25 protein-coding genes and 1 other RNA gene are annotated in these 25,681 nt (G+C 69.3%); 10 read left to right on the top strand and 16 right to left on the bottom strand.

All coding sequences use genetic code 11. The features are described 5' to 3' along the window. Positions 1-71: 71 nt before the first annotated feature. Positions 72-1,493: an adenosylhomocysteinase gene (gene ahcY / locus PGN23_RS12220; protein ID WP_443019777.1), complete on the bottom strand. Its 1,422-nt coding sequence runs from the start codon at positions 1,491-1,493 to the stop codon at positions 72-74. 117 nt (positions 1,494-1,610) lie between these two features. Continuing rightward, positions 1,611-2,171, bottom strand: coding sequence for a YqgE/AlgH family protein (locus PGN23_RS12225; RefSeq protein WP_335303178.1), 561 nt, complete (start codon positions 2,169-2,171; stop codon positions 1,611-1,613). A gap of 101 nt (positions 2,172-2,272) precedes the next feature. Here PGN23_RS12225 and PGN23_RS12230 point away from each other — a divergent pair, with 101 nt between their 5' ends. The 3 genes from PGN23_RS12230 (at position 2,273) to PGN23_RS12240 (ending at position 4,952) form a co-directional block, all read left to right on the top strand. Beyond that, positions 2,273-2,752 carry a peroxiredoxin gene (locus tag PGN23_RS12230; protein ID WP_335303179.1) on the top strand — a complete coding sequence of 160 codons (480 nt, stop codon included), beginning with the start codon at positions 2,273-2,275 and terminating at the stop codon, positions 2,750-2,752. Positions 2,753-2,936: 184 nt separating this feature from the next. Next, positions 2,937-4,367, top strand: coding sequence for an AMP nucleosidase (locus PGN23_RS12235; protein ID WP_335303180.1), 1,431 nt, complete (start codon positions 2,937-2,939; stop codon positions 4,365-4,367). A gap of 75 nt (positions 4,368-4,442) precedes the next feature. After that, a complete protein-coding gene (locus PGN23_RS12240) occupies positions 4,443-4,952 on the top strand; it encodes a hypothetical protein (RefSeq protein WP_335303181.1) in 510 nt (169 codons plus the stop codon). Between the two features lie 200 nt (positions 4,953-5,152). Here PGN23_RS12240 and PGN23_RS12245 read toward each other — a convergent pair whose 3' ends face one another. After that, positions 5,153-5,914, bottom strand: a complete 762-nt coding sequence (locus PGN23_RS12245) for an alpha/beta fold hydrolase (RefSeq protein WP_335303182.1) — start codon at positions 5,912-5,914, stop codon at positions 5,153-5,155. 95 nt (positions 5,915-6,009) lie between these two features. On the opposite strand from PGN23_RS12245, the gene PGN23_RS12250 reads away from it, so the two are divergent. From PGN23_RS12250 to PGN23_RS12260, 3 genes are read left to right on the top strand one after another with little or no spacing between them, the layout of a single operon-like run. Continuing rightward, positions 6,010-6,450 (top strand): MarR family winged helix-turn-helix transcriptional regulator, encoded by a 441-nt coding sequence (locus PGN23_RS12250; protein WP_335303183.1) that lies wholly within the window; start codon positions 6,010-6,012, stop codon positions 6,448-6,450. Further along, positions 6,443-7,528 carry an HlyD family secretion protein gene (locus PGN23_RS12255; RefSeq protein ID WP_335303185.1) on the top strand — a complete coding sequence of 362 codons (1,086 nt, stop codon included), beginning with the start codon at positions 6,443-6,445 and terminating at the stop codon, positions 7,526-7,528. Before PGN23_RS12250 ends, PGN23_RS12255 begins: the two co-directional genes overlap by 8 nt. Then, positions 7,528-9,063, top strand: coding sequence for a DHA2 family efflux MFS transporter permease subunit (locus PGN23_RS12260; RefSeq protein ID WP_335303186.1), 1,536 nt, complete (start codon positions 7,528-7,530; stop codon positions 9,061-9,063). Before PGN23_RS12255 ends, PGN23_RS12260 begins: the two co-directional genes overlap by 1 nt. 189 nt (positions 9,064-9,252) lie before the next feature. On the opposite strand, the gene PGN23_RS12265 is transcribed toward PGN23_RS12260, so the two are convergent. From PGN23_RS12265 to PGN23_RS12325, 13 genes are all read right to left on the bottom strand, one after another. Beyond that, positions 9,253-10,281: an aspartate-semialdehyde dehydrogenase gene (locus PGN23_RS12265; RefSeq protein ID WP_335303187.1), complete on the bottom strand. Its 1,029-nt coding sequence runs from the start codon at positions 10,279-10,281 to the stop codon at positions 9,253-9,255. An 88-nt stretch (positions 10,282-10,369) separates the two neighbouring features. Further along, on the bottom strand, positions 10,370-12,544 hold the full coding sequence (locus PGN23_RS12270; RefSeq protein ID WP_335303188.1) for a S9 family peptidase: 2,175 nt from the start codon (positions 12,542-12,544) through the stop codon (positions 10,370-10,372). A 357-nt stretch (positions 12,545-12,901) separates the two neighbouring features. Beyond that, positions 12,902-13,222 carry a (2Fe-2S) ferredoxin domain-containing protein gene (locus PGN23_RS12275; RefSeq protein ID WP_335303189.1) on the bottom strand — a complete coding sequence of 107 codons (321 nt, stop codon included), beginning with the start codon at positions 13,220-13,222 and terminating at the stop codon, positions 12,902-12,904. Continuing rightward, positions 13,219-13,770: a J domain-containing protein gene (locus tag PGN23_RS12280; RefSeq protein WP_335303190.1), complete on the bottom strand. Its 552-nt coding sequence runs from the start codon at positions 13,768-13,770 to the stop codon at positions 13,219-13,221. The genes PGN23_RS12275 and PGN23_RS12280 overlap by 4 nt, the downstream gene beginning before the upstream one ends. 38 nt (positions 13,771-13,808) lie before the next feature. After that, positions 13,809-14,204, bottom strand: an RNA gene (rnpB, locus tag PGN23_RS12285) — RNase P RNA component class A. 10 nt (positions 14,205-14,214) lie between these two features. Then, the gene (locus PGN23_RS12290; protein ID WP_335303191.1) at positions 14,215-14,904 is read right to left on the bottom strand and encodes an N-acetylmuramoyl-L-alanine amidase; all 690 of its coding nucleotides are present in this window, start codon (positions 14,902-14,904) and stop codon (positions 14,215-14,217) included. A gap of 71 nt (positions 14,905-14,975) precedes the next feature. Beyond that, complete coding sequence (locus PGN23_RS12295; protein WP_335303192.1) at positions 14,976-15,815, bottom strand: CheR family methyltransferase; 840 nt, start codon at positions 15,813-15,815, stop codon at positions 14,976-14,978. Continuing rightward, positions 15,812-16,867, bottom strand: a complete 1,056-nt coding sequence (gene cheB / locus PGN23_RS12300) for a chemotaxis-specific protein-glutamate methyltransferase CheB (RefSeq protein ID WP_335303194.1) — start codon at positions 16,865-16,867, stop codon at positions 15,812-15,814. Before cheB ends, PGN23_RS12295 begins: the two co-directional genes overlap by 4 nt. 27 nt (positions 16,868-16,894) lie before the next feature. Continuing rightward, complete coding sequence (locus PGN23_RS12305) at positions 16,895-17,260, bottom strand: response regulator (protein ID WP_335303195.1); 366 nt, start codon at positions 17,258-17,260, stop codon at positions 16,895-16,897. Between the two features lie 84 nt (positions 17,261-17,344). Next, entirely contained in the window at positions 17,345-17,791 is a 447-nt protein-coding gene (locus tag PGN23_RS12310; protein WP_335303196.1) for a chemotaxis protein CheW, read from the bottom strand. Continuing rightward, positions 17,788-20,121, bottom strand: a complete 2,334-nt coding sequence (locus PGN23_RS12315; protein WP_335303197.1) for a chemotaxis protein CheA — start codon at positions 20,119-20,121, stop codon at positions 17,788-17,790. The genes PGN23_RS12310 and PGN23_RS12315 overlap by 4 nt, the downstream gene beginning before the upstream one ends. A gap of 72 nt (positions 20,122-20,193) precedes the next feature. Next, a complete protein-coding gene (locus PGN23_RS12320) occupies positions 20,194-20,838 on the bottom strand; it encodes a histidine phosphotransferase family protein (RefSeq protein WP_335303198.1) in 645 nt (214 codons plus the stop codon). An 8-nt stretch (positions 20,839-20,846) separates the two neighbouring features. Continuing rightward, a complete protein-coding gene (locus PGN23_RS12325) occupies positions 20,847-21,302 on the bottom strand; it encodes a M67 family metallopeptidase (RefSeq protein WP_335303199.1) in 456 nt (151 codons plus the stop codon). Between the two features lie 22 nt (positions 21,303-21,324). Between PGN23_RS12325 and PGN23_RS12330 the strand changes: the two genes are divergently transcribed. The 4 genes from PGN23_RS12330 (at position 21,325) to mtgA (ending at position 25,515) form a co-directional block, all read left to right on the top strand. Then, positions 21,325-22,272: an RluA family pseudouridine synthase gene (locus tag PGN23_RS12330; protein ID WP_335303201.1), complete on the top strand. Its 948-nt coding sequence runs from the start codon at positions 21,325-21,327 to the stop codon at positions 22,270-22,272. Positions 22,273-22,341: 69 nt separating this feature from the next. Beyond that, on the top strand, positions 22,342-23,244 hold the full coding sequence (gene rpoH / locus PGN23_RS12335) for an RNA polymerase sigma factor RpoH (RefSeq protein WP_335303202.1): 903 nt from the start codon (positions 22,342-22,344) through the stop codon (positions 23,242-23,244). A 355-nt stretch (positions 23,245-23,599) separates the two neighbouring features. Beyond that, positions 23,600-24,820: a flavin monoamine oxidase family protein gene (locus PGN23_RS12340; protein ID WP_335303203.1), complete on the top strand. Its 1,221-nt coding sequence runs from the start codon at positions 23,600-23,602 to the stop codon at positions 24,818-24,820. Between the two features lie 20 nt (positions 24,821-24,840). After that, entirely contained in the window at positions 24,841-25,515 is a 675-nt protein-coding gene (gene mtgA, locus PGN23_RS12345; protein ID WP_335303205.1) for a monofunctional biosynthetic peptidoglycan transglycosylase, read from the top strand. Positions 25,516-25,681: the final 166 nt, after the last annotated feature.

The raw sequence follows: 25,681 nt of genomic DNA on the forward strand, positions 1-25,681 counted from the left end.
CTGCCCCCCAAGCAAAAGGGCCGCGCTCCCCTCCCGGAAAGCGCGGCCCCTTCACGTCACCTCGCGACCGATCAGTAGCGATAGTGATCCGGCTTGAACGGCCCCTCGACCGGCACGCCGATATAGCCCGCCTGCTTCGGGGTCAGCTTCGACAGCTGGACGCCCAGCTTCTCCAGGTGCAGCGCCGCGACCTTCTCGTCGAGGTGCTTGGGCAGGACGTAGACCTCGTTCTTGTAGTTCTCGGACTTGGTCCACAGCTCGATCTGCGCCAGCGTCTGGTTGGTGAACGACGCGGACATCACGAACGACGGGTGCCCGGTCGCGCAGCCCAGGTTCACCAGACGCCCCTTGGCGAGGATGATGATCTGCTTGCCGTCGGGGAACTTCACCAGGTCGGTGCCCGGCTTCACCTCGGTCCAGTCGTAGTTGCTCAGCGCCGCGATCTGGATCTCGCTGTCGAAGTGGCCGATGTTGCACACGATCGACATCGGCTTCATCGCCTTCATGTGATCGGCGGTGATGACATCGGCGTTGCCGGTCGCGGTGCAGAAGATGTCCGCGCGCTTCACCGCCTCGTCCATCGTCACGACCTCGAAGCCCTCCATCGCCGCCTGGAGCGCGCAGATCGGGTCGATCTCGGTCACCAGCACGCGCGCGCCGCCGTTACGCAGCGACTGGGCCGAGCCCTTGCCGACGTCGCCGAAGCCCGCGACGCACGCCACCTTGCCGGCCAGCATGACATCGGTGGCGCGACGGATCGCGTCGACCAGCGATTCCTTGCAGCCGTAGAGGTTGTCGAACTTCGACTTCGTGACCGAGTCGTTGACGTTGATCGCCGGGAACGGCAGCTCGCCCTTCTTCGCGATCTCGTACAGGCGGTGGACGCCGGTGGTCGTCTCTTCCGACACGCCCTTCAGGTTCTTGACCGTCTGCGTCAGGTATCCCGGATACTTGGCGACGAACGCCTTGACCGAGCGCTGGAACTCGACCTCCTCGTCGTTCTCCGGCTCGCCGAAGGTCGCGCCCGCCTCCAGCTTCGCGCCCCACAGCGCGAACATGGTGGCGTCGCCGCCGTCGTCCAGGATGATGTTGGCGGTCTGGCCGTCGCCGTCAGCACCCCAGTTGAAGATGTCGCCGACGTAATCCCAATATTCCGCCAGCGTCTCGCCCTTCACCGCGAACACCGGGATCCCGGCGGCGGCGATGGCGGCGGCGGCATGGTCCTGCGTCGAATAGATGTTGCAGGTCGCCCAGCGCACGTCGGCGCCCAGCGCGACCAGCGTCTCGATCAGCACCGCGGTCTGGATCGTCATGTGGAGCGAGCCGGTGATCCGCGCGCCCTTCAGCGGCTGGGACGCGCCGAATTCCTCGCGCAGCGCCATCAGGCCGGGCATCTCGGTCTCGGCGATCGCGATCTCGGCGCGGCCGAAATCGGCCAGGCCGATGTCCTTGATGACGTAATCGTTCTTCTCGAGCACGGGGGCGGTTGCCACGGCGTAATCTCCGTCAAGTGAGGCCGACCAAGGCGCGCGTGTGCACCGATCGGCATCCGCGCGCTGTAGCCGCTCCGCCCCTGCCGATCAAATATAAAGATATCTTTATATCCGCGGTCAGGCCCGCCCGCCCTCGCTCGACAGCAGCCGCGGATCGACCCCGGCCGCGGCGAAGCCGCGCGTCCAGCGCTCCTCGGCCGCGGTGTCGAACAGCATCGCGGGCGTGTCGGCGACGTTGAGCCAGCCGTGGCGCGTCATCTCGCCGTCCAGTTGCCCCGGGCCCCAGCCGGCATAGCCCAGCGCCACCAGCCACTGCGACGGCCCGGTCCCGTTCGCGATCGCGCGCAGCACGTCGAGCGTACCCGACAGCGACCAGCGCCCCGCGACATCCAGCGTGTCCTGACCGCCCCAGTCCGCCGTATGCAGCACGAAGCCGCGGCGCGTCTCGACCGGCCCGCCGAAATGCACCGGCGCGTCGGGGGCGACCCCGGGCGCGATCTCCAGCTGCTCCAGCAGGTCGTGCAGCCCCAGTCCGTTGACGGTCGCGCCGATGCCGATCCCCAGCGCGCCGCTGTCGTCATGGTGGCACATCGCGATGACCGAATGATCGAACCGCGGATCGCCGATGCCGGGCATCGCCAGCAGGAACTGGCCGGTCAGAAAGGTCGCGCTGTCCATCGTCGGCGGATGTAGGCGGTAGAACAGCGATTGCCAAAGCTTGAAATCGGCTTCGCGGGCTGCAACCTACCCGCGCGAACCTTTCACAGGAGAAACGACCCATGACGATCAACGTCGGCGACACGGTGCCTGCCGCCAAGCTCACGAAGCTGACCCCCGACGGCATGGAGCCGGTCGACGCCGCGGAGTATTTCAAGGGCCGCAAGGTCGCGCTGTTCGCGGTGCCGGGCGCCTTCACCCCGACCTGCTCGGCGAAGCACCTGCCCGGCTATCTGGAGAAGGCGGAGGAACTGAAGGCGCACGGGATCGACGAGATCGCCTGCACCTCGGTCAACGATCCGTTCGTGCTGGGCGCCTGGTCGAAGCAAACGAACGCGGACGGCGTGACGATGCTGGCGGACGGCAACGGCGACTTCGCCGAGGCGCTGGGCCTCGCGATGGACGGGACGAAGTTCGGCATGGGCAAGCGCAGCCAGCGCTATTCCATGGTCGTCGACGACGGCGTCGTGACGCAGATCAACGTCGAGGCGCCCGGCGAGTTCAAGGTCAGCTCCGCCGAGCACATGCTGGGCAAGCTCTGATCCCACCCCTCGTCATGCCGGGCTCGACCCGGCATCCAGGGCCGTGCGCGCCAACCGTCGTTGCCGCCCCGCCGCCCTGGACCCCGGGTCAAGCCCGGGGTGACGGCGTGGCGCGGGCGACGTCGCGCTCCTGAACCTCCCTGCCCGTCTTGCCAGCGTCACATCGCGCATGTAACCCCCTGCGATGATCGCCAGTGATATCGTCGCCGAACTCGACCGCCTCTACACCGCGTCGGTCGATCGCCTGAAAGCCGCCATCTCCGCCTATATCGCCGACGGCACGGTGCCGCCCGCTGAGGCGCGCAAGGACGGCTCGTTCGCCTATCCCGAGATCCGCCTGCGCTTTGCCGGCGGCGATGGACGCCCTACGCCGTTGCGGTCCTTCGGCCGGCTGACCGCGCCGGGCGAGTATCGCATCTCCGTGACGAAGCCCGCGCTGTTCGCGGAATATCTCACCGAACAGCTGACCCTGCTGGTGGAGGATTACGACGTTACCGTCGCCGCGGTGCCGGGGCGGCAGGAAATTCCCTATCCCTATGTGATCGATCCGGGCCATGCGCTGAGCCTCGACGCGGTGTCGGTCGCCGAGCTGGCGCGCTGGTTCCCCACCACCGAGCTGGCGTTCATCGGGGACGAGATCGCCGACGGGCTGTGGGCGTCGATCGACGGCACCCGCCCGCTGGCGCTGTTCGACGGCCTGCGCACCGATTTCAGCCTCGCGCGGCTGCGTCACTACACCGGCACCCCGCCGGAGCATGTCCAGCGCTACGTGCTGTTCACCAATTACCACCGCTATGTCGACGAATTCGTCCGCTGGGCGGCGCAGCAGGTCGGCGGCGACAGCCGCTACACCGCGCTGTCGGGCCCCGGCGGCGTGATGTTCCGCGCCGGCGACGACCCCGCGATCCTGGACGACAGCGCGTGGCGACGGTTGCAGATGCCCGCCTATCACCTGATGGCGGAGGACGGCACCGGGATCACGCTGGTCAATATCGGGGTCGGCCCGTCGAACGCGAAGACGATCTGCGACCATCTGGCGGTCATGCGTCCGGAGGCGTGGCTGATGATCGGGCATTGCGGCGGGCTGCGTCCGTCGCAGCGGATCGGCGACTATGTCCTGGCCCACGCCTATCTGCGCGACGACCACGTGCTCGACGACATGCTGCCCCCCGAGATCCCGGTGCCGGCCATCGCCGAGGTGCAGCAGGCGCTCGCCCGCGCCGCCGAAACCGTCAGCGGCCAGTCCGGCGACGAACTGAAGCGCCGCCTGCGCACCGGCACGATCGTCACCACCGACGATCGCAACTGGGAGCTGCGCTACTCGCGCTCCGCGCTGCGCTTCTCGCTCAGCCGCGCGGTCGCGATCGACATGGAATCGGCGACGATCGCGGCGCAGGGCTATCGCTTCCGCGTGCCCTACGGCACGTTGCTGTGCGTGTCGGACAAGCCGCTGCACGGCGAGCTGAAGCTGCCCGGCCAGGCCAACCGCTTCTACGAGCGGGCGATCAGCGAGCATATGCGGATCGGGATCGAGACGTGCGAGGAGCTGCGCCGCGAGGGCGCGAAGCTCCACAGCCGCAAGCTGCGCGCCTTCAACGAGCCACCGTTCCGCTGATGTAACGGCAGGCGGAAACGTTGCGTGGTCCGTGCGTTAGGGTGTCGATACCGGAGCAGCAGAGGGACACGCACCATGGCCGACGACACCAGCGACACGCCCGCGGAAACGTCCAAGCCCGCCACCCCGCGCCGTCGCGCCGCCCGCAAGCCCGCGACCACCACGAAGGCGCCGGCCAAGCGCACGACCGCCGCCGCGTCGACCAAGCCGCGCGCGAAGCGGACGCCCGCGGCACCGCGCACCCCGGCCGAGCGCACCGTGAAGGCGGCGAAGGACGGTGTCGACGCGGCCAGGCGCACCACCGCCAAGGCACGCACCGCCACCACGCGCACCGCGCGGAGTGCGGTGAAGAAGGTCGACAAAGCCGCGGCGCCGGTCGGCGGCAAATGGGGCGCGGCGATGATCGCGGGCGGCGTCGCTGCGATCGGCGCGGCGGCGACCGCCGCGGTGCTGTCGCTGCGCGCCTCCACGCCGCGCCAGCCCGCCTTGCCGAACTTCAACGGCGGCGCGCACCAGCCGGACGGAACCGACGCGTCGAAGTCGTTCGAGGCGAAGATCGCGGACGAAAATACGATCCCCGCCTGACGTCGCTCGGACCCCGGCCCTTGAAGGGGCATTTGCAAAAGGCCACACCGTGCTCCTGCGCAGGCAGGAGCCCAGGGTTGCACGTCCCAAAAGGGCGTTGTTCCACCTCGCCCTGGGCTCCTGCCTGCACAGGAGCGCCACGTGGACCCGTTGATATTGCTCCCGTTTTGCGAAGATCCCGTTCGCGCCGGAACAGGCTGCTACCCCGCCAGGAAGGTGGCGATCGCCCGGCCCAGCTCCGGCCTGGTGACGGCGCTCATATGGTTTCCCGGCACCTCGACGAGCGTGGCATTAGGGAGGGTCTGCGCCAGCGCGGCCGCCGAGCCGTTGTCGTCGTCCTCGACGCCGTTCACGACCACCGCCGGCTGCACGAACGAGGCGACGGTCGCCTCGGGCGTGTCGACGAACGTATCGATGACCCCGAGCAGCGCGACCGGATCGCCGCCGGTCGTCTTCAGGAACGCCTCCGCCATCCATGCGGGCGAGCCGCGCTCGTGCTGCCCCAGCTTCGTCAGGATGTTGCGGAAGTGGCCCGCGCGGCGGCCGGTATCGATCAGTCCCTCCAGCCCCATGCCCGAAAAGACGATCCGTCGCGGCGTCGCGCCCGTCGCCAGCATCCGCGAGGTGGTGCGCGCGCCGAGCGAATAGCCACCGAGGTCATAGTCGGAGAGGCCGAGTTCGGCAATCAGCGCGTGCCCGTCGCGCGCCAGCGCGTCGGGTGGATAGGCGTCCGCCTCGTGCGGCCTGGCGCTGTCGCCGTGACCGCGCAGGTCGGGCATGATGACGCGAAAGCCCTCGCGCGCGATCGCCTCGGCATGGCCGTAGCGGATCCAGTTGGTTGCGGCGTCGGAGAAATAGCCGTGGATCAGCACCACCGGCCGCCCGTCGCCGATCTCACGCCACGCCATACGCACCCCGTCGAAACTGTCGAAGAACCTCGTTTCGCTGACGGTGGCAGGCATGGCGGACTCCCGTTGGTGACACGCAGACCGTCTATCGTCGCGGCGTATCGAGACAAGGCTTCCTTTATATAAGGAGGCTTATTATATGCGCCCGCATGAGTGACTCGATCGGTTTCCTGCTGAGCGACGTCGCGCGCCTGTTACGCCGGCGCTTCGACGAACGCGCCCGCGCCATCGGCGTGACCCGCCCGCAATGGCGCGCGCTGACCGCGCTCAGCCGTGCCGAGGGGCTCCATCAAGGCGCGCTGGCGGAGCGGCTCGAGGTCGAGCCGATCACCCTGTGCCGGATGATCGACCGGCTGGAGGAAGCCGGGCTGGTCGAGCGCCGCCGCGCGCCCGCCGATCGCCGCGCATGGCACATCTATCTGACCGACAAGTCGCGTCCGCTGCTCGACCAGCTGCGCGGGCTGGCCGACGATCTGTCGGCGCAGGCGCTGGACGGGCTGGCCATCGATCAGCAGGATCGATTGACCGAGATGCTGGAGCGGATCCGCAACAATCTGCAATCCCCGGCGATGGAGATCGCCCATGGCTGACGCCGATCCGCATCGTCAGGTCACGGCGGAGGCGCCGGCCCCTGCCCCTGCCCCCGCCCCCGCCCCGGCTGCGCGTCCCGGGCGGCGGTGGGGTCGGCTGGCGCTGATGCTCAGCGTGCCGCTGCTCCTGCTGCTGGTCGGTGGCTATTTCTGGTTGACCTCGGGGCGCTACGTCTCGACCGACAACGCCTATGTGAAGCAGGACATGACCTCGATCAGCCCGGACGTGACCGGGCGGATCGTCGCGGTCGAGGTGCGCGAGAACCAGCGGGTCAAGGCCGGCACGATCCTCTTCCGCATCGACCCCCTGCCCTATCGCATCGCGCTGGCGCAGGCGGATGCCGCGCTCGCCGAATCACGTGTCGACGTGTCGACGAAGGCGACCGACAGCGGCAGCGCCGCGGCAACCCTCGCCGGAGCACAGGCGGACCTGACGCTCGCGCAGGCGACGTACGAACGACAGGCCGCGCTGATGAAGCGCGGTTTCACCACCCGCGCCTCGCTCGACGCCGCGACGCAGCAGGTCGCCGCCGCGCGCGCGCGCATCGCCGCGGCGCAGGCGGATGCCGCGCGCGCCCGGCAACAGGTGTCGAGCGGTGCGGCCGGCTCCAGCACTCCCGCGGCGATCCAGGTCGCGCTGGCACGGCGTGAGAAGGCGCAGCTCGACCTCGCCCGCACGATCGTCCGCGCGCCGCATGACGGCATCGTCAGCCAGACCGGGCGGCTTCAGGTCGGCAATATCACGCCCAGCGGCGTCCCCGCGCTGACGCTGGTCACGACCGGCGGCACCTATGTCGAGGCGAATTTCAAGGAAACCGACCTCGACCATATGCGCGTCGGCCAGGTCGCGACGATCGGGTTCGATGCCTATCCCGAGCTGGAGCTGCACGGCCGCGTCCAGTCGATCGGCGCGGGCACGGGGTCGCAATTCTCGGTCCTGCCGGCGCAGAACGCGACCGGCAACTGGGTGAAGGTGACCCAGCGGGTGCCGGTCCGGATCGCGATCCGGGGCGATTCGCCGCGCCCGCTGATCGCCGGCCTGTCCGCCGACGTCTCGGTCGACACGCAGGCCCGCTGATGGCCAGCGCCGCGCCCGCCGCGGGCACGCCGATGCTCCCCGTCGAGCATCGCGGCATCCTGACCATCGGCGTCATGGGCGCCATGGTGATGCAGATCCTGGACACCACGATCGCCAATGTCGCGCTGCCGCATATGCAGACGTCGCTGGGCGCGACGGTCGATACCGTCACCTGGGTGCTGACCAGCTATATCGTCGCGACCGCGATCGCGCTGCCCGCGACCGGCTGGCTGTCCGACCGGATCGGCAGCCGGAACCTGTTCCTGGTGTCGGTGGGAGTCTTCGTCATCGCCTCCATGCTGTGCGGCGTCGCCAACAGCCTGCCACTGATGGTCGCGTTCCGCATCGTGCAGGGCGTCGCCGCCGCCTTCATCAACCCGCTGTCGCAGACCGCGATGCTCGACATCAACCCGCCAGAGCGCGCGGCAAAGGCGATGAGCGTATGGGGCATGGGGGTGATGGTCGGCCCGATCATGGGGCCGGTCATCGGCGGCTTCCTGACCGAGAACTACAATTGGCGCTGGGTCTTCTACGTCAACGTGCCGGTCGGATTGCTGACGCTCGCGATCCTGTGGTGGCAACTGCCGTCGCGCCCGCGGGCCAGGCGGACGTTCGACTATCTGGGCTTCATCTATGTCGGGCTGGCGGTCGCGGCGTTCCAGCTGATGCTCGATCGCGGCCAGACCGAGGACTGGTTCTCCAGCTGGGAGATCGTCGCGGAGGGGCTGATCGCCATCGCGGCGCTATGGATGGCGGTGATCCACCTCGCCACGGCGCGCAAGCCGCTGTTCGACCGCGAGCTGTTCCGCAACCGCAACCTCGTCATGGGGATGCTGTTCATGGTCGTCATCGGCATCTCGACCATGGCGCCGATGGCGCTGCTGCCGCCGATGCTGCAGCAGCTGTTCGGCTATCCGGTGATCGACACCGGCATGATGATGGCACCGCGCGGCGTCGGCGTGCTGGCGACGATGTGGATCGCGGGGCAGCTGATGGGGAAGGTCGACACCCGCATCGTCATCGTCGTCGGGCTGATCCTGTTCGCGGGCTCGCTCAGGATGATGGCGGGCTATTCGCTGGAGATGGACTATTGGCCGGTCGTGACCGCGGGGTTCATCCAGGGGCTCGGCATGGGGTTCGTCTTCATGCCGCTCAACGCGCTCGCCTTCGCCACGCTCGACAACCGCTATCGCACCGACGGCGCGAGCATCCTGAACCTGATGCGCTCGATCGGCCAGTCAGCCGGCATCTCGATGGTGACGGTCATGCTGGCGCGCAACATCCAGACGAGCCACGCGGACCTCGGCGCACACGTCACCGACCAGACGCTGCCCGCCGCCGACCTGCTTGCGCGCGTCCCCGCGCTGGGCCAGACCGCCGCCGCCTTCGCCGACGCGATGGTCAACCGCGAGGCGGCGATGATCGCCTATGTCGACGATTTCTATCTGATGGCGTGGATATCGATCGCGGTCGTCCCGCTGGTGTTCCTGCTCCGCAAGCCGAAGGGCAAGCTGGAGGTGGTGCACAGCGAGTAGAGCAGGCGAGACCATTTCAAAAGGGTGCAACGTGCTCCTGCGTAGGCAGGAGCACGGCGTGGACCCGGTGCCGGTGCACCCGTTTTGCAACGGTCCCGCGACGGCCGGAGTCCAGTTCGGAAGGCCTTGCCGTATCTCACGAGCCGCGCGTCGCTGGGCCCCGGCCTTCGCCGGGCACGAAGGGACTGCTCAATCCGCCTTCTTCAGGTGCCGCCGGCCGAGCAATTCCGCGATCTGCACCGCGTTCAGCGCGGCACCCTTGCGCAGGTTGTCGCTCACGCACCACAGCGACAGGCCGTTTTCGACCGTGGAATCGTCGCGCACGCGGCTGATATAGGTCGCGTCGTCGCCCGCGCTCTCGATCGGGGTGACGTATCCGCCGTCCTCATGCTTGTCGATCAGCATGACGCCCGGCGCCTCGCGCAGGATGTTCTTCGCGGTTTCGGCGTCCAGTTCGCGCTCGAACTCGATGTTCAGCGCCTCGGAATGGCCGACGAAGACCGGCACGCGCACGCACGTCGCGGTCACCTTGATCCTGGGATCGAGGATCTTCTTGGTCTCGACCACCATCTTCCACTCTTCCTTGGTGGAGCCGTCCTCCAGGAAGCTGTCGATATGCGGGATCACGTTGAACGCGATCTGCTTGGTGAACTTCTTCGGCTCGGCGGGATCGCCGACGAAGATGTTGCGGCTCTGCTCGAACAGCTCGTCCATGCCGACCTTGCCCGCGCCGGACACCGACTGATAGGTCGCCACCACCACGCGCCTGATGGTCGCGGCATCGTGCAGCGGCTTCAGCGCCACGACCATCTGCGCGGTCGAGCAATTGGGGTTGGCGATGATGTTCTTCGCCTTATAGCCGTCGATCGCATCGGCATTCACCTCCGGCACGATCAGCGGCACGTCGGGGTCCATGCGGTACAGCGACGAATTGTCGATCACCGTGCAGCCAGCGGCGGCGAACTTCGGCGCATAGACCTTCGTCGCCTCGCTGCCGATCGCGAACAGCGCCATGTCCCAGCCGGCGGGATCGAAATGCTCGATGTTCTTGACCGTCAGCATGCGGCCGGTGTCGCCATATTCGATCTGGTCGCCGACCGAGCGCGAGGAGGCCAGCACCGCGATCTCGTCCGCGGGGAACTGCCGCTCGGCCAGGATATTGACCATCTCGCGCCCGACATTGCCCGTCGCACCCGCGACGACCACCCGATACCCCATGATATTTCCTTCCACGCGCCCGACGCGGCGCCTCACGAACGTGTCGCGCCGCGCCGTAGCGCCGTCATTTCCGAAAAGCCACCCGTGTTCAGCGCGGTCCCGAGCCGACGTGGCGGTCCAGGAACGCCTCGATCGTGGTCCACACATGCACGTCGCGCACCGCGCCATGCGCCTTGCCGGGGTAGAACATCATCTCGAAGGGCACGTTCGCCGCCTGCATCCGCGCCGCGACCTCGGTCGAATTGTCGAGGAAGACGTTGTCGTCCGCCATGCCGTGCATCAGCATCAGCGGCGTCGTGATCTTCAGCGGGTCGACGACCGCGCGCGAGGTGTCGTACGCCGCCTTGTCGGTGCGCGGATCGCCCATGTACCGCTCGGTCCAGTGGGTGTCGTACAGCCGCCAGTCGGTGACGGGCGCGCCCGACACCGACGCGGCGTACAGCGTCTGGTCCGCCTCGATCATCTTGAGCGACATATAGCCGCCATAGGACCAGCCGTAGGTCGCGATCCGCGCCGGATCGACGAAGGGCAGCGTCTTCAGATATGCCGCGCCCTTCGCCTGATCGGCAACCTCGACGCTACCCAACGCATGCCAGATCGCGCTTTCGAACGCGACGCCGCGATTGGCGGCACCGCGATTGTCGACCTCGAAATAGATCCAGCCCTTCGCGACCATCTGCTGCACCCGCGGGTCCTTCCACGTGCGCTGGACGCTCTGCGGCCCCGGCCCGCCATAATGCTGGAAGAACACCGGGTAGCGCTTGCCGGGTTCCAGCCTGGGGGTGACCATCTGCCAGTAGAGATCGGTCTTTCCATCCGCCGCCTTGATCGTTCCGAACTGGGTCGGGCGATGCGCGGCGAGATAGGGGGCGTAGGGATGCGCCGCGTCGATGCGGTTCTCGTTGACCCATGCCAGCCGCTTGCCGTCCGCATCGGCGAGATAGGTCTGCGGCGGCTGGTCCGGGTTGGACCGGGTGACGACGAAACGCGTCGCGTCCCCGCTGCCCACGACCTTGTTGAACCACCCCGCCTCGGTCAGCCGCGTGATCGCCCCGCCGGCGAGGTCCAGCGCGTACAATTGCTGTTCGAGGACATCGTCCTTGTTCGCGGTGAAATAGATGCGGCCGCGGTTCTCGTCCACGCCCGCCAGTCCCGAGACGACCCACGGCCCCTTGGTCAGCTGCGTCCAGCGCCCCTCGCGAAGCCGCCACAGATGCGCGAAGCCGTCGCGCTCCGACAGCCACAGCAGGCTGCCGTCGCGCATCATGCGATAGGCGTCGGACAGGTTGATCCAGCTCTTCGGCGCGGCGCTCTCGGTGAAGAGCAGCGTCGAGCGGCCCGTCGCCGGATCGACGCGCAGCACGTCCAGCTTCGTCTGCGCCCGGTTCTCGCGCTGGACCAGCAGCGTCTTGCCGTCGGGCGCCCAGTCGACCCGTGCGAGATAGATGTCGGGATCGCTGCCCAGGTCGACCTTCACGCTGCCCGATCCATCGGCGCGCAGGACATGCAACTCGATCAGCACGTTGGCGGTGCCCGCGGCCGGGTAGCGCTGCTCGAACACGCGCGTGCCGGTCGCGCCGATCGCGGCGCGGGTGAAGACCTTGACCGGCGCCTCGTCGAACCGCGCGACCGCCAGGAAGCGGTCGTCGGGCGACCACCAATAGCCCGTGCGCCGGTGCATCTCCTCCTGCGCGATGAACTCCGCCTCGCCCCAATGGACGGTGCCGCGCCCGTCCTTCGTCAGCTGGCGTGCCGCGCCCTCCCCCGACAGCGGGCGGACCCACAGGTTCTGGTCGCGGACGAAGCCGATGAACGTTCCGCGCGGGCTGATCGTCGGGTTCAGCGCGTCCTTCGTCCCCTCCAGCTTGCGCACGCCGCCGGCCAGATCGGCGAGGAACAACTCGCCGTCGACCGGCACGAGCAGGGAGCGACCGTCGGGCGACCAGTCGTAATCGAGGATGCCGGTCTTGCCGGTCTGCGTGCGGTCGCGCTCGCGCTGCATCTTCGCCGCCTCGGACAGCTCGGCACCGCTGCCCGTCTTGAGCGAATCGACCAGCATCCGCTCCGCGCCGGTGCGGGTATCGACCGCCCACAGGTCGAACCGCGAGCGATCGTCGGCGCGCGGCCGGACCGAGGTGAGCAGGGTGCCGTCGGGCGACAGCCCCAGCGCCTGCGGCTGCGATCCGGACAGGTCGGGGCTGGCGAACACGCGCTCCAGCGTGAGCGTGGGCGCGGCGGTCTGCGCCTCAGCGGTCATCGCCATGCCGCCCGCCATCGCCAACGCACTCAAAGCCACCCCGAACCGCCACATGAACAACCCTCCCGCGCCCGACCCAGGCGCACCAGGGTGGTAGGGGGTCGGATGGGCAGGAAGCAACAGATGATACCACCGCGTCACCCCGGGCTCGATCCGGGGGACCCGCTTTCTTCGCTCGTAGACGAACAGCGGGACCCCGGCTCAACCCCGATATTTGCGAAACGGGCGCAACAGCACCGAGCCCACGCCGTGCTCCTGCGCAGGCAGGAGCCCCGGGTCCAGCACATCAACGCCCTATGGCACCTGCAACCCTGGGCTCCTGCCGACGCAGGAGCACGGTGTAGCCCTTTGCAAAGGTCCCGCTCAACCCGGGAGAGACGCGGGCTTCACGTCGTGCAGTTCCTTCGCCAGCCGCGCCACGTCCGCGCCCTCCTCGACCACGCGCCAGCGCATCGGTCGCCGCGTATCGACCAGCACCACTGCGCGTTTCGGGCACACGCCCAGGCACCGCGTCTCGACGACGCCGACCTCCGCCTTGCGTCCCTTGCCGAACCCGGGCTCGGATCGCAGCGCCTTGACCAGCGAGGTCCTCCCCTTCGCGCCGAAGCCGCCGCCGATCTTCTTCGTGCATTTGCCGCAGACCAGGACCGCGCCCTGCCAGCGCGACGCGACGTGGTCCTTCACGCGTCCCCACCCGACGGCCGCCAGGTGCGCGCCTCCTCCGCGGTGCGCAGCACCTCGTACGCCGCCTGGATCGCCTGGAAACGCCCCGCCGCCTCGGCATCGCCGGGGCGGACGTCGGGATGGTTCGACTTCGCCAGTCGCCGCCACGCGAGCTTCACCTCGTCGAAAGTCGCATCGACCTCCAGCTCCAGCACGTCGAGCGCGCGCATTTCGTCACGCGAGCGCGATCCGTCGCCGTGCCCGGCCCATTGCTGATGCCGCGACTGGGTGAAGCCGCTCGCATCGCGGCGCTCGTTCGCCTCGCGCTGCGCGGCCTCTTCCGCCGACAGACCCTCGAAATAATTCCAGCCGCGGTTGTATTCCGCGGCATGGGCCTGACAGAAATACCAGCGATCCGGACTGTTGGGCGACTTGGGCGCGGGGCAATCCCCCGGCTCCTGGCAGCCGTGCCGGTCGCACAGCCGTACCTTCACCGCCTCCCGCTCCGCACCATAGGCACGCCAGCGCGGGAAACCCCAGTCGTTCGATCGGGTGGGAGTGCGTGCCATGAGCATCCGCACATAAGGCGGCGCATCGCCTGCGCCAAGGCACCAGAGGGCCTGTAAGCCGGGTTCTGTCCACCTTCATACGAAGGATGGGCGACCATTCCTCTAGGCGTGCCGTTGCCGACACGCTCAAGCGACCAACCCGGGCAGCAGGCGGGAACACGCCCCGGACGCACGCTGGCGCCCATGCCGCCCCTATTCGGTCTTGCTCCCGGTGGGGTTTACCGTGCCGCGGCCGTTACCGGCGCGCGCGGTGCGCTCTTACCGCACCCTTTCACCTTGACCGGACCGAAGCCCAGGCCGTCTGCTCTCTGTTGCACTGTCCCTGACCGCGGGCTCGCGCCCTTGGCCGGCGGGCGTTACCCGCCACCGTCGTTCCGTGGAGCCCGGACTTTCCTCGGCGCGCTGATGCGCGACGCGGCCGCCCGGCCCTCTGGTACCGGCTCCCTACTCATCCCCCTGCGGTTTGGGAAGCAGCAACGCGAGCAGGATCATGCGACATTCCGCATCGATCTCGCCATCGATCAGCTCGGGGCGGAACCGCCGCTGGAACGCCATGATCGCCGCCATCCGGTCGCTGACGTCATAGCCGAACCGCTCCAGCGCCAGACAGAACGCCGCCTCGCCCCAGAACGGGTCCATCAGGTTCTTCGTCGGTCGCGGCAGCGCCAGGCGCAGCCGGGCGAGGCGATGCCAGGGAAACAGCTCGCCGGGATCGCGCTTGCGCTGGGGCGCGATGTCGGAATGGCCGACGATGTTGCCGCGCGTGATCTCGTAGCGGTCCTTCAGGTGCGCGACGAGGCGGACGACCGCATCCACCTGCACCTCCGGAAAGGTCCGATAGCCGTGATCGTGCCCGGGGTTGACGATCTCGATCCCGATCGAGGCGGAATTGACGTCCTCCACGTCGCGCCAGTGGCTCTTGCCCGCGTGCCAGGCGCGCTTCTCGTCGTCGACCAGACGCAGGATCGTGCCGTCCTCGTCGACGACATAATGCGCCGATACCTCGGACGACGGGTCGCGCAGCCGCGCGATCGCCTCCGCGGCGGTCGGCATCCCGGTGTAATGCAGCACGATCATCGTGACCGGCAGCTGGCGTTCGTTGAAATTGGGCGACGGTGCCTCGACGCACTTCACGATTTCGCCACCCTCATGCCGTCGATCCCGCTCGCCATCGCACGCGTCATAGGGGCTCGCGCGCGAAGTGGCTAGGCGGGCACCGCTTCGTAGAAGCCGCGTGCGCGCGGGCTGGGACGCAGGCGGTCGGACAGGCCGATCACCGTCTCCCCCGCCCCCAGCAGCAGCAGCCCGCCCGGCGCGAGCGCGCCGGCCAGTCGGTCCAGCACCTGCTCGCGCAGCGCGGGCACCAGATAGAACAGCACGTTGCGACACAGGATGAGGTCGAAGCCGCCCACGGGCGCTGGATCGGCGACCAGATTGTGACGACGGAACGAGATCGTCTCCATCAGCTTCGGCGAGGCGACCCATTGCTGTTCGTCGGGCGAGGTGAACCAGCGCAGCATCCGCCGGATCGGCAGGCCGCGCTGGATCTCGAACTGGTTGTAGGCGCCGCGCCGGGCCCGCCCGATCGCGGCGGCGGAAACGTCGGTCGCCAGGATCGAGGGCAGCGGCGCGCCGTCCTCCGCGAACAGCATCGCCAGCGACAGCGGTTCCTGCCCGGTGGCGCAGGCGGCGCACCAGATCCGTGCCGGGGCACCGTTCGCCGCCTCGGCCGCGCGCGCCAACTCGGCGGTCGCCTCGATCACGCCGACGTCGCGGAAGAACGAGGTTTCCTGATTGAGCAACAGGTCGACGACCTGATCGGCCAGCAGCGGGTCCCCGCCGGTGCGCACCAGCGCGGCGAGCTGCGTGACGCGGTCGAGCGACCGGGCGGCGAGCAGCGGGCGCAACGCGGCGTCGATCCGCCAGCTGCGATTCTCCGCGATGCGCTGCCCCGTGCGCTCCTCCAGCAGCGCGGCGAGCGCGGCGGCGCAGCTGGCGGTCATCGGGCTGTCCGCGGCCGACGGGGCGGGCCAGGCCATGGTCATGCCGGCACCGCGACGCTGGCCGCGATCAGCGACCCGATCGCCTGCGGGGACATCACAGCACGCGCCAGCCCGGCCCCGGCGATCGCGCCGGGCATGCCCCATACGACGCTGCTCGCCTGGTCCTGCACCAGCAGCGCGCCGCCCGCCGCGTGCACCGCACGCGCGCCGTCCAGCCCGTCGCGCCCCATCCCGCTCAGCGTGATCGCGAGCAGGCGGCTGCCATAGACCTCCGCGAGGCTGGCGAACATCGGATCGACCGACGGCATGTTGCCGGTCGCGGTCGGCGTCTGCGTCAGCCGGATCACGATCTCGCCCTGCGCCAGACGCTGGACCGTCAGATGGGCGGTACCCGGGGCGATATAGACCTGCCCCTCGCGTACGATGGCCCGGTCCGCCGCCACGTCGCAGCGGCGGCGCGCGGACAGCGCCACCTGCTCCGCGAAGAAGGGGGAGAAGGACGACGGCAGATGCTGCGTGATGAAGATCGGCTGCTGCACCGCCGCGGGCAGCACCTGGAATAGCGAGGCGAGCGCGTGGATACCCCCGGTCGACGCCCCGATCGCGATCGCATCGAACGCCAGCCCGGTGGACGGGGATGCGGTGCGCGGCGCGGGAGCCGCCCGACGCTCGCCGGTCAGCAGGGCCAGTCGCCGCATCAACACCTCGCCGAAGCGGGTGGCGAACGCGCCCGCCGCGGGCTTCACCAGCGTATCCGCGGCGCCCAGCGTGAGCGCCCGCATCGTCACCGCAGCCCCATCGGCCGCGGCGCTGGAGACGACCAGCACGCGCGCGCCGCGCCCCGCCGCGATCAGTTTTGGCAGCGCCTCGATCCCGCTGGTGCGCGGCATTTCCAGGTCAAGCAGGATCACGTCGACGCGTTCGCGCGACAGGAAATCGAGTGCGCGGGACGCGTCCGGGGCGGCCGCTGCGACCTCGAACGCGGGATCGGACGCGACGAACCGCGACAGCGCCGCGCGCGCGACCGCCGAATCATCGACGATCAGGACGCGCGTGCGGGCTTCCCGGGCGTTCGCGGATGGCGCCGATGACATGGCTGACCGCCCCCGATCCGCAACCGATCAGGCCAGACCGACGATCTGCAGCTTGCTGTGGAGCGTCTCGCGGTCGAACGGCTTCATGACATATTCGTCCGCCCCCGCCTCGATCGCGGCGCGGATGTGCGCGATGCCGTTCTCCGTGGTGCAAAATACCACCTTCGGGCGGTGCGACAGCGTCTCGGTACCCAGCGCGCGCAGGAACTCCATCCCGCTCATCACCGGCATGTTCCAGTCCAGCAGCACCACGTCGGGCGTCGACGCGCGGCACTGTTCCAGCGCGGCGCGCCCGTCCGCGGCCTCCGCGACGACGAAGTCCAGCGTCTCCAGGATATGGCGGGCTACCTTGCGGATCACCTTCGAATCATCGACGATCAGGCAGGTTTTCATGACGCGACCTCGCAAAGAGCCCACACATCGGGCGACACCGTCTTGGCATTCAGGCGTAATTTTGGCGTTAACGCGCGGACGCGATCAGCCGATGGCGGCGGCGCGCTCCACCAGCCGGTCGATGTCGAGCGCGATCAGCGTCTCGCCCATGCCGTCCGCGACCCCGCGCACGAAATCGCGGTCGGCGATCGCCCCGGCACCGGCGGGCACCGGCCCGATGTCGAACGTCTCCACATCCTCCAGCGCGTCGACCGCGATGGCATAGAGGTGGCCGTCGACCACCGTCGCCACGGCATGCCCCACCGGCGCGTCGTCCCGCGGCCTCGGCGGCACGCCCAGCAGGCTGCGCACGTCCAGCACCGTCGCCACCCGGCTGCGCATCGCCGCCAGCCCGATGACCGCGGATCCGGCGCCCGGCGCGGGAACGGCGCGCCCCAGCTCGACCACCGATGCCACCCGCACGGTATCGAACAGCACGCCGCAGCCGCCGATCTGCGCCACCAGATGCAGCGAATTCGATGGCGCCGTCATGCGCGATGCTCCTTCAGCGCGGCGACCAGCGCGTCGCGATCGTATCGGTACAAAGGCGCCCCGCGCGTCCGGCTCAGCCGGATCGCGGGCACGGGCGCGGTGTCGGCCTCCTCCTCCACCGCCAGCGCCAGTACCGGCCGCTCGCCCGCGGTCAGGCGGCGCACCACGCGGTAGCCGGCCTGTTCGATCGTCGGCTTCAGGAACGCCTCCATCCACCCGCTCTCGCTGCCGTGCAGCAGGCACACCGGCCGCTCGACCGGCGTGGTATGCTGCGCGAACAGCAGCAGCGGATCGACCAGCTCCAGCGGTTCCCCGGCGATCACCGCCAGTCCGCTGACGGCATGGCCCGTCCCCGTCGGGGCCGGCGCGATCTCGCCGGGCAGCGGGACGATCTCGATCGGCTCACGGATCGGATAGACCAGCTCGCTCCCGTCCATCTGCAGGCGCAGGACCCGGGTCACCGCCGCCAGATCGGGGCGGTGCGCCATCCAGACCGGCACCGATCGCCTGTCCGCGGTCAGCCACGCCCCGCCGGCCAGCTGGCGCAAGGCGCCCGGCTCCACCGGCTCGATCCGGTCGACCGCCTGCGACACGATCAGGCGCCGCTGGCCGTCCACATCCTCGAACATCAGCGCCTGCACCGGCTCGGGCGCGGCGACCGGCTCGGCCTCCGTGCGACGCAGCTCGAAGGTCAGCCCCGCGCGTGTCGCGATGCCGGCGCCGTCCAGCAGCAGGATCGGCGCGCCGTCGTCGGGCAGCATCTGTCCGGCATAGATGCCGGCGCGCATCACCGCGGGCGCGGCGGGCTTCACCACCAGTTCCTGCGTGTCGCACACCCCGTCGAGCGCCAGCGCGAACCGCCCCTGGCGCAGCGACACGATGGCGAGGAAGCGCGGCCGGGTGCGCTCGCCCCCGACCAGGTCGGGCAGGCGCACCATGCCCATCCGCTGCCCGCGCACCACCGCGATCGAGGCATCGCCCCCCACCGCATCGATCCGCACGATCGTCTGGTTGACGGCGACGATCTCGTCGACCGACTGCCGCGCGATCGCGAAGCGGGTACCCGCCGCCTCGACGATCACTGCGTTCAGGATCGCCAGCGTCAGCGGCACCTCCAGCGACACCGTCAGCCCCTGCCCCGGCCGGTTGTTGAGCGAGATGCGGCCGCCGATCTGCTCGACGTTCGCCTTCACCACGTCCATGCCCACCCCGCGACCGGACAGCGTGGTTGCGGTGTCGCGCGTCGACAGCCCCGGCTCGAACATCAGCGCGATGCGCGCCTCCTCGTCCAGCATCGCCAGCGATGCGGCGCGCAAGGGCTGCTCGCGGCCCAGCTTGGCGACCAGCGCGCCGGTATCCACGCCGCGCCCGTCATCGACGATGTCGATGATGATGAGGTTGCCGGCCTGCCGCGCGACGACGCGCAGTTCCGCCGTGGCGGGCTTGCCGGACAGGATGCGGTCGGCGCGCGATTCGATGCCGTGATCGATCGCGTTGCGCACCAGATGGACCAAAGGATCGCGCAGCGCCTCGATCATCTCGCGATCCAGCTCGACATCGCCGCCCTCGATGACGAGCGATACCGACTTGCCCAGCGCCCCCGCGGTATCGCGCACCAGCCGGGGCAGCGCGGCGAACAGCGTCTCCACGCGCTGCATCCGCGTCCGCGTGACGATGTCGCGCAGGTCGTCGACCGATAGCGTCAGCCGTTCCAGCAGCGCCTCCAGCCCCGGATCCTCGATGTCGCGGACGTGGCGCGCCAGCTGGTTGCGCGCCAGCACCATCTCCGACACCCCGCTCATCATCCGGTCGAGCAGGTCGACCGACAGCCGCACCGATCGCGTGGCGGCGCGGGCCGGGGCGGCCGGCGCACCGATCCCGGTGCGCGGCTCGCTGCCGGCTTCGCTCAGGGCCTCGATCGTCACCGGCGCGATCAGCGCGGCGGCCTCCATCGCGGCGGCACAGGGGCCGTCGAGCGCAGCGATCAGATCGTCCTCGCCGCTGTCGTCCAGCCCGCCGCCCGCGTCGATCGCCTCCACAACATCGCCGATGCGATCGATGATCGCCAGGATCGCGCTGACCAGCACGGCATCGGGCGCGCGGTCGCCGCTGCGCACCGCCGCCAGCGCATCCTCCGCGGCGTGGCTCAGCCGCGCCAGCCGCGGCAGGTCGAGGAAGCCGCAGCTGCCCTTGATGGTGTGGACGAAGCGGAAGATCGCATCCAGTCGCGCGCGGTCGGTCGGGTCGGCCTCCCAGCCGACGATCTCGCCGGACAAGGCGTCCAGCGTCTCGCGCGTCTCGGCGATGAATTCCTGCAGCAGATCGTCCATGCGGTCCCGTCGCGTTGCTTTGACGCGGGGCTTCGCACGGGCCGGGTTAAAAGGGCGTTTACCGCCCGCGCATCAGCGGTGCGGGATGGCGGCGCCGAACAGCAGCGTCCCTTCGACCGGCTCGCTGACGATTACCGAGCCGCCCGCCTCGCTGGCGATGGCATGGACCAGGAAGGCGGCCGCGGCGCGCGGAGTCACCGCCTCGCTGCCCGCGCCGTGGGTCAGTGTGGAGCGCAGGTCCGGATCGAGCACGATGCGTGGCCCCTCCGCGCGCAGCACGATCTCGGTCGCGTCCGCTGTTTCCTCGCTGCCGATCGTCACCGCGCCGCCGCGCACCAGCGTATCGCCCGCGATCAGCGCCAGGTTCAGCAGCACCTTGACCGCCGCCTTGGGCAATTCGGGTTCCTCCACCGCCCAGTGGAGCGCCAGCCGCTTGTTGTCGCCCAGCAGCCCCTCGACCGCGCCGCGCGCCTCGCGCACGTCGACCCGCTCGCCGAAGCCGCCCGCCGCGCCGAAGGCGAGCCGGAAGAACTTCAGCTTGTTGGCCGATACCCGCGCGCTTTCGTTCAGCAGCTCCAGGCAGCGCTGCCGCATCTCCGGATCGGTTTCGTCCGCCAGCAGTTCCAGCCCGTTGTTGAGCGCCCCGATCGGCGAGAGCAGGTCGTGGCACAGCCGCGAACAAAGCAGGCTGGCGAAATCGACCGGGCTGATGGTCATGGGATGCATTACCTCGGGGAAACGGCGGAGCCGCCTTGTGGCCGCTCGCCGGGCGTAGCGCAACCGGGCTGCGTCAGCGCCAGCGCGTCGAAGCGGCCGTGGAGCGCGCCCTGCGCCACCGCGCGCCACGCGGTCAGCTCGCGCCCCGCGACGATGATCCAGATGCTGCCGTCCGCGACCGCGTCCGCCGCGTCGCGGGGGGACGGTGCCGCGACGCCCGTCGGGTGCGAATGATAATGGCCGATCACCCGCGGCCCGCCCGCCCGGCCGGCGCGATGCGCCGCGATCAGCGCCGCGGGATCGATCTCGAACCGCCGGGCGGGGTCGGTCGCGACGTTGCGGCACGGCAGGATGCGCTCGACCCGCGCCGCCGCGCCCAGCAACAGCCCGCACACCTCCACCCCGGGCGTGGCGGCGGCCGCGGCGGCGATCTCGTTTCGCAGGCGGATTGCAATTTCCAGCATCCACCCCATCTAGCACAGGACAATGGACCGGGGGGTTTCCATCATCGAAGCGACGATCGCGGCCGGCTCGGACGGCTGGCGGCTGGATCGTGCGCTGGCCGAGGCGGTCCCGACATTGTCGCGGGAGCGGCTGAAGGTTCTCATCAACGCCGGGCAGGTCGCGCGCGAGGCGACGGCCGTGCGCGACCCCGCGCGGCGCGCGAAGGCGGGCGAGGTCTACCGCGTCGCCGTCCCCGCCCCCACGCCCGCACATAACGAGGCACAGGACATTCCGCTCGTCGTCGCGTACGAGGACGAGCATCTGATCGTGATCGACAAGCCTGCCGGTCTGGTCGTCCACCCCGCCGCCGGCAATCTCGACGGCACGCTGGTCAATGCGCTGCTGCATCATTGCGGCGGCTCGCTGTCCGGGATCGGCGGGGTCGCGCGGCCGGGGATCGTGCACCGTATCGACAAGGACACGTCGGGGCTGATGGTCGCGGCCAAGACCGACCGCACGCACGAGGGGCTGGCGCGGCAGTTCGCCGCTCATTCGATCGACCGCCGCTACCGCGCCATCGTCGGGGGGCGCCCGGTGCCGCCCTCAGGGAGCGTCGACGCCCCGCTGGCGCGCTCGCCGGTCAATCGCAAGAAGGTCGCGATCGTCGCGGGGGGCAAGCGCGCGGTCACGCACTATCGGACGATGGAGCCGTTGCGCGACGGCGCGCTGGTCGAATGCCGGCTGGAAACCGGGCGCACGCATCAGGTCCGGGTGCACATGGCCTCCATCGGGCACGCCTTGCTGGGCGACCCGGTCTATGGTAGAACAAAACAGGCTCACAAGGCGGTTCTGGAAACGCTCGGTTTCCGTCGTCAGGCATTGCACGCCGCGCACCTGGGGTTCATCCACCCCATCACGGGTGCGGCTCTGGCCTTCGAAAGCGCGATGCCGCCCGACATGCAGGAACTGTTCAGTCAGCTCATCGTATAAGTGCGGACTATGTCGGTTGTGCCGTTTTCGGGCAGTCGCGTCCTCCGCGAGGAAGGGAGATTGAGGATCATGGCAGCTCGCAGCAACGTCCCCGCGACGATCCCTGCGCTTGGCGGGGAGCAATCGCTCAACCGCTATCTTTCCGAGATCAAGAAATTTCCGATCCTCGCGCCCGAGCAGGAATATATGCTCGCCAAGCGCTTCCAGGAGCATGGCGACACCGACGCAGCGGCGCAGCTGGTGACGTCGCACCTGCGCCTCGTCGCGAAGATCGCGATGGGCTATCGCGGCTATGGCCTGCCGGTCAGCGAGCTGATTTCGGAGGGCAATATCGGCCTGATGCAGGGCGTGAAGAAGTTCGAGCCGGATCGCGGCTTCCGCCTCGCGACCTATGCGATGTGGTGGATCCGTGCCTCGATCCAGGAATTCATCCTGCGGTCGTGGAGCCTGGTGAAGATGGGCACCACCGCGGCGCAGAAGAAGCTGTTCTTCAATTTGCGCCGGATGAAGGCGCGCCTCGACGCGTTCGAGGACGGCGATCTGACGCCCGAGAACGTGCAGAAGATCGCGACCGACCTGGGCGTCACCGAGGCGGACGTGGTCAGCATGAACCGCCGCATGGCGATGGGCGGCGATACGTCGCTCAACGTGCCCATGCGCGAGGACGGCGAGGGTCAGTGGCAGGACTGGCTGCAGGACGACGCGCCGTTGCAGGACACGATCGTCGCCGACCAGCAGGAGGCCGACGTTCGCCACGACATGCTGGTCGATGCGATGGGCGACCTCAACGATCGCGAGAAGCACATCCTGACCGAGCGTCGCCTGACCGACGATCCCAAGACGCTGGAGGAATTGTCGCAGGTGTACGGCGTCAGCCGCGAACGCGTCCGCCAGATCGAGGTGCGCGCGTTCGAGAAGCTTCAGCGCGCGATGATGCGGCTCGCGGGCGAGAAGCGGCTGCTGACGGCCTGAATGCCGTAACTCCGGGCTTGACCGGGGCCTTTGCAAACAGGTGCAACGGCACCCAGCCCACGCCGTGCTCCTGCGCAGGCAGGAGCCCAGGGCCACGCAGAACAACGCCTTATGGGACCTGCAACTCTGGGCTCCTGCCTGCGCAGGAGCACGGTGCAGCCGTTTTGCAAACGTCCCGCGAAGGCCGGGGTTCGGGAACGAGCGGCGCGTAAGATGCTGAAACGTCGCCCAACCGGGGCCCGGCCTTCGCCGGGGAACAAGCAGACTTTCGGCTTTCGCGAAGGTCTCACTCAAGTCCGGCGGGACGTGTCGGCAAGCCACGCCACCTAAGCGTGGCCCGTGCGTTCCCCGTCCGATGCCGTCCCAACCTCTTCCCTTCGTCGTCATCGGTGCCGGAGCCGCCGGGATCGCCGCCGCCCGCCACCTCCACGATGCGGGCCGCCGTGTTCTCCTTCTCGAGGCGAGCGACCGCATCGGCGGCCGCGCACGCTCGCTGCGCCACGGCGACGCGACTCTCGACCTCGGCTGCGGCTGGCTTCACTCGGCACGGCGCAACCCGTGGACCGACATCGCGCGCGCTCGCGGCTTCACCATCGCCACCGACACCGCCCGCTGGGGCGAGCAATGGCGCGACCTGGGCTATCCGCCCGCCGAGCAGCAGGCGTTCGCCGCCGCACGCGACCGATGGGAGGAGCGCGCGCGTGCCGCCAGCGCCGGCCCCGACCGGCCGCTCTCCGCCTTCGTCGCGGCCGATGACCCGTGGCGCCCGATGCTCGACGCGATCTCCGGCTTCGCCAACGGCGCCCCCCTCGACGAGGTGTCGCTCCATGACTGGCTCGCCTACGAAGACGCCGCGACCGACGACAATTGGTCGGTGCGCGAGGGTTACGGCACGCTGATCGCCGGTCACGCGCAGGGGGTCGACGTGCGGCTGTCGACCCCCGTGACGCGCATCGATCACCGCGGGCGAACCCTGCGCGTCGAAACCAGTGCCGGAACGATCGAGGCGAGCGCGGCGATCGTCGCGGTGCCGACCACCATCCTGGCGGAGGGCCGCCTCATCTTCGACCCGCCGCTTCCCGCGAAGCGCGACGCTGCGGCCGCGCTGCCGCTGGGCGTCGCGGACAAGGTGTTCCTGTCGGTCGATCGCGTCGACTGGCCCGCCAACGCGCATCTGATCGGCGATCCGCACCGCGGCCGCACCGCCAGCTACCGCCTGTCCCCGCTCGGCTTTCCGATGATCGAGGCGTTCTTCGGCGGGGACACGGCGGCCATGCTGGAGGAAGACGGCGCCGCCGCCGCCTTCGCGATCGACGAGCTGGCGGCCCTGCTCGGCAGCGATTGGCGGCAGCGGATGCGCCCTGTCGCCGCGACACGCTGGCGGCACGAATCGTGGATCGGCGGCAGCTACTCGCACGCGCGCATCGGGCAGGCCGCGGCGCGCGACGTCCTTGCCGCGCCGGTCGACGGTCGCCTCTTCTTCGCGGGCGAGGCCTGCCATGGCCATGATTTCTCCACTGCGCACGGCGCCTATGAAACCGGCGTCGCCTCGGCACGCGCCTTGCTCGACGGCTGACAGGCGTTAGGGTCGCGCGCATGTTTCGCGCCGTCCGCCTGCTCCTGAAGGTCGTCCTGGGCTTCGTGCTGGTATCGATCCTGTGGGTCGGCCTCTACGCGGTCGTGCCGCCGCCGTTCACCTTCACGATGCTGGGCGACACGCTCGCGGGCCATTCGGTGACGAAGGACTGGACGCCGCTGTCCGACATCGATCCCGACATGGCACGCGCCGCGATCGCGGGGGAGGACAGCAAATTCTGCACCCACCACGGCTTCGACTGGGGCGCGATCGCGGGCGCGGCGATGCGCAACGCGGAAGGGGGGCGCATCCGCGGCGGCTCCACGATCAGCCAGCAGACCGCGAAGAACGCCTTCCTGTTCCAGGGCGGCGGCTATGTCCGCAAGGTGCTGGAGGCGTGGTTCACGCTCCTGATCGAGACGATCTGGGGCAAGAAGCGGATCATGGAGGTCTATCTGAACATCGCGGAAACCGGCATCGGCACCTATGGCGTCGAAGCGGCGGCGCAGCGCTATTTCGGCCACTCCGCCGCACGACTGACGCCGACCGAGGCGGGGCGCATCGCCGCCGTCCTGCCGCTGCCGAAGAAGCGCGAGGCGGTATCGCCGACCGGCTTCGTCCGGCGCCACGGCAATACGATCGCGCGCTACGTCGGAATCGTTCGGCGCAGCGGGCTGGACGCCTGCTTGAGGTAGGTATTCGTCACCCCGGGGCGTGACCGGCAATCGCGCTGGGTCGTCACCGCGCGCTTGTCCGGTCGAGCACAAATCCGGCTCCTTACCGTCACCCCGGGGGGTGACCCGGGGTCCCGCTTCTTACGCCGGTAGCCGAAGAAAAGCAGGATCCCGGGTCAAGCCCGGG

It is taken from the genome of Sphingomonas adhaesiva, assembly GCF_036946125.1.
Lineage (GTDB): Bacteria > Pseudomonadota > Alphaproteobacteria > Sphingomonadales > Sphingomonadaceae > Sphingomonas > Sphingomonas adhaesiva_A.

Excerpts from the sequence above, each read along its gene's own strand:
- PGN23_RS12225 (WP_335303178.1), bottom strand. The coding sequence starts at position 2,171 with ATGGACAGCGCGACCTTTCTGACCGGCCAGTTCCTGCTGGCGATGCCC.
- PGN23_RS12230 (WP_335303179.1), top strand. The coding sequence starts at position 2,273 with ATGACGATCAACGTCGGCGACACGGTGCCTGCCGCCAAGCTCACGAAG.
- PGN23_RS12235 (WP_335303180.1), top strand. The coding sequence starts at position 2,937 with ATGATCGCCAGTGATATCGTCGCCGAACTCGACCGCCTCTACACCGCG.
- PGN23_RS12240 (WP_335303181.1), top strand. The coding sequence starts at position 4,443 with ATGGCCGACGACACCAGCGACACGCCCGCGGAAACGTCCAAGCCCGCC.
- PGN23_RS12245 (WP_335303182.1), bottom strand. The coding sequence starts at position 5,914 with ATGCCTGCCACCGTCAGCGAAACGAGGTTCTTCGACAGTTTCGACGGG.
- PGN23_RS12250 (WP_335303183.1), top strand. The coding sequence starts at position 6,010 with ATGAGTGACTCGATCGGTTTCCTGCTGAGCGACGTCGCGCGCCTGTTA.
- PGN23_RS12255 (WP_335303185.1), top strand. The coding sequence starts at position 6,443 with ATGGCTGACGCCGATCCGCATCGTCAGGTCACGGCGGAGGCGCCGGCC.
- PGN23_RS12260 (WP_335303186.1), top strand. The coding sequence starts at position 7,528 with ATGGCCAGCGCCGCGCCCGCCGCGGGCACGCCGATGCTCCCCGTCGAG.
- PGN23_RS12265 (WP_335303187.1), bottom strand. The coding sequence starts at position 10,281 with ATGGGGTATCGGGTGGTCGTCGCGGGTGCGACGGGCAATGTCGGGCGC.
- PGN23_RS12270 (WP_335303188.1), bottom strand. The coding sequence starts at position 12,544 with ATGGCGATGACCGCTGAGGCGCAGACCGCCGCGCCCACGCTCACGCTG.
- PGN23_RS12280 (WP_335303190.1), bottom strand. The coding sequence starts at position 13,770 with ATGGCACGCACTCCCACCCGATCGAACGACTGGGGTTTCCCGCGCTGG.
- PGN23_RS12295 (WP_335303192.1), bottom strand. The coding sequence starts at position 15,815 with ATGACCATGGCCTGGCCCGCCCCGTCGGCCGCGGACAGCCCGATGACC.
- cheB (WP_335303194.1), bottom strand. The coding sequence starts at position 16,867 with ATGTCATCGGCGCCATCCGCGAACGCCCGGGAAGCCCGCACGCGCGTC.
- PGN23_RS12305 (WP_335303195.1), bottom strand. The coding sequence starts at position 17,260 with ATGAAAACCTGCCTGATCGTCGATGATTCGAAGGTGATCCGCAAGGTA.
- PGN23_RS12310 (WP_335303196.1), bottom strand. The coding sequence starts at position 17,791 with ATGACGGCGCCATCGAATTCGCTGCATCTGGTGGCGCAGATCGGCGGC.
- PGN23_RS12315 (WP_335303197.1), bottom strand. The coding sequence starts at position 20,121 with ATGGACGATCTGCTGCAGGAATTCATCGCCGAGACGCGCGAGACGCTG.
- PGN23_RS12320 (WP_335303198.1), bottom strand. The coding sequence starts at position 20,838 with ATGACCATCAGCCCGGTCGATTTCGCCAGCCTGCTTTGTTCGCGGCTG.
- PGN23_RS12325 (WP_335303199.1), bottom strand. The coding sequence starts at position 21,302 with ATGCTGGAAATTGCAATCCGCCTGCGAAACGAGATCGCCGCCGCGGCC.
- PGN23_RS12330 (WP_335303201.1), top strand. The coding sequence starts at position 21,325 with ATGGACCGGGGGGTTTCCATCATCGAAGCGACGATCGCGGCCGGCTCG.
- rpoH (WP_335303202.1), top strand. The coding sequence starts at position 22,342 with ATGGCAGCTCGCAGCAACGTCCCCGCGACGATCCCTGCGCTTGGCGGG.
- PGN23_RS12340 (WP_335303203.1), top strand. The coding sequence starts at position 23,600 with ATGCCGTCCCAACCTCTTCCCTTCGTCGTCATCGGTGCCGGAGCCGCC.
- mtgA (WP_335303205.1), top strand. The coding sequence starts at position 24,841 with ATGTTTCGCGCCGTCCGCCTGCTCCTGAAGGTCGTCCTGGGCTTCGTG.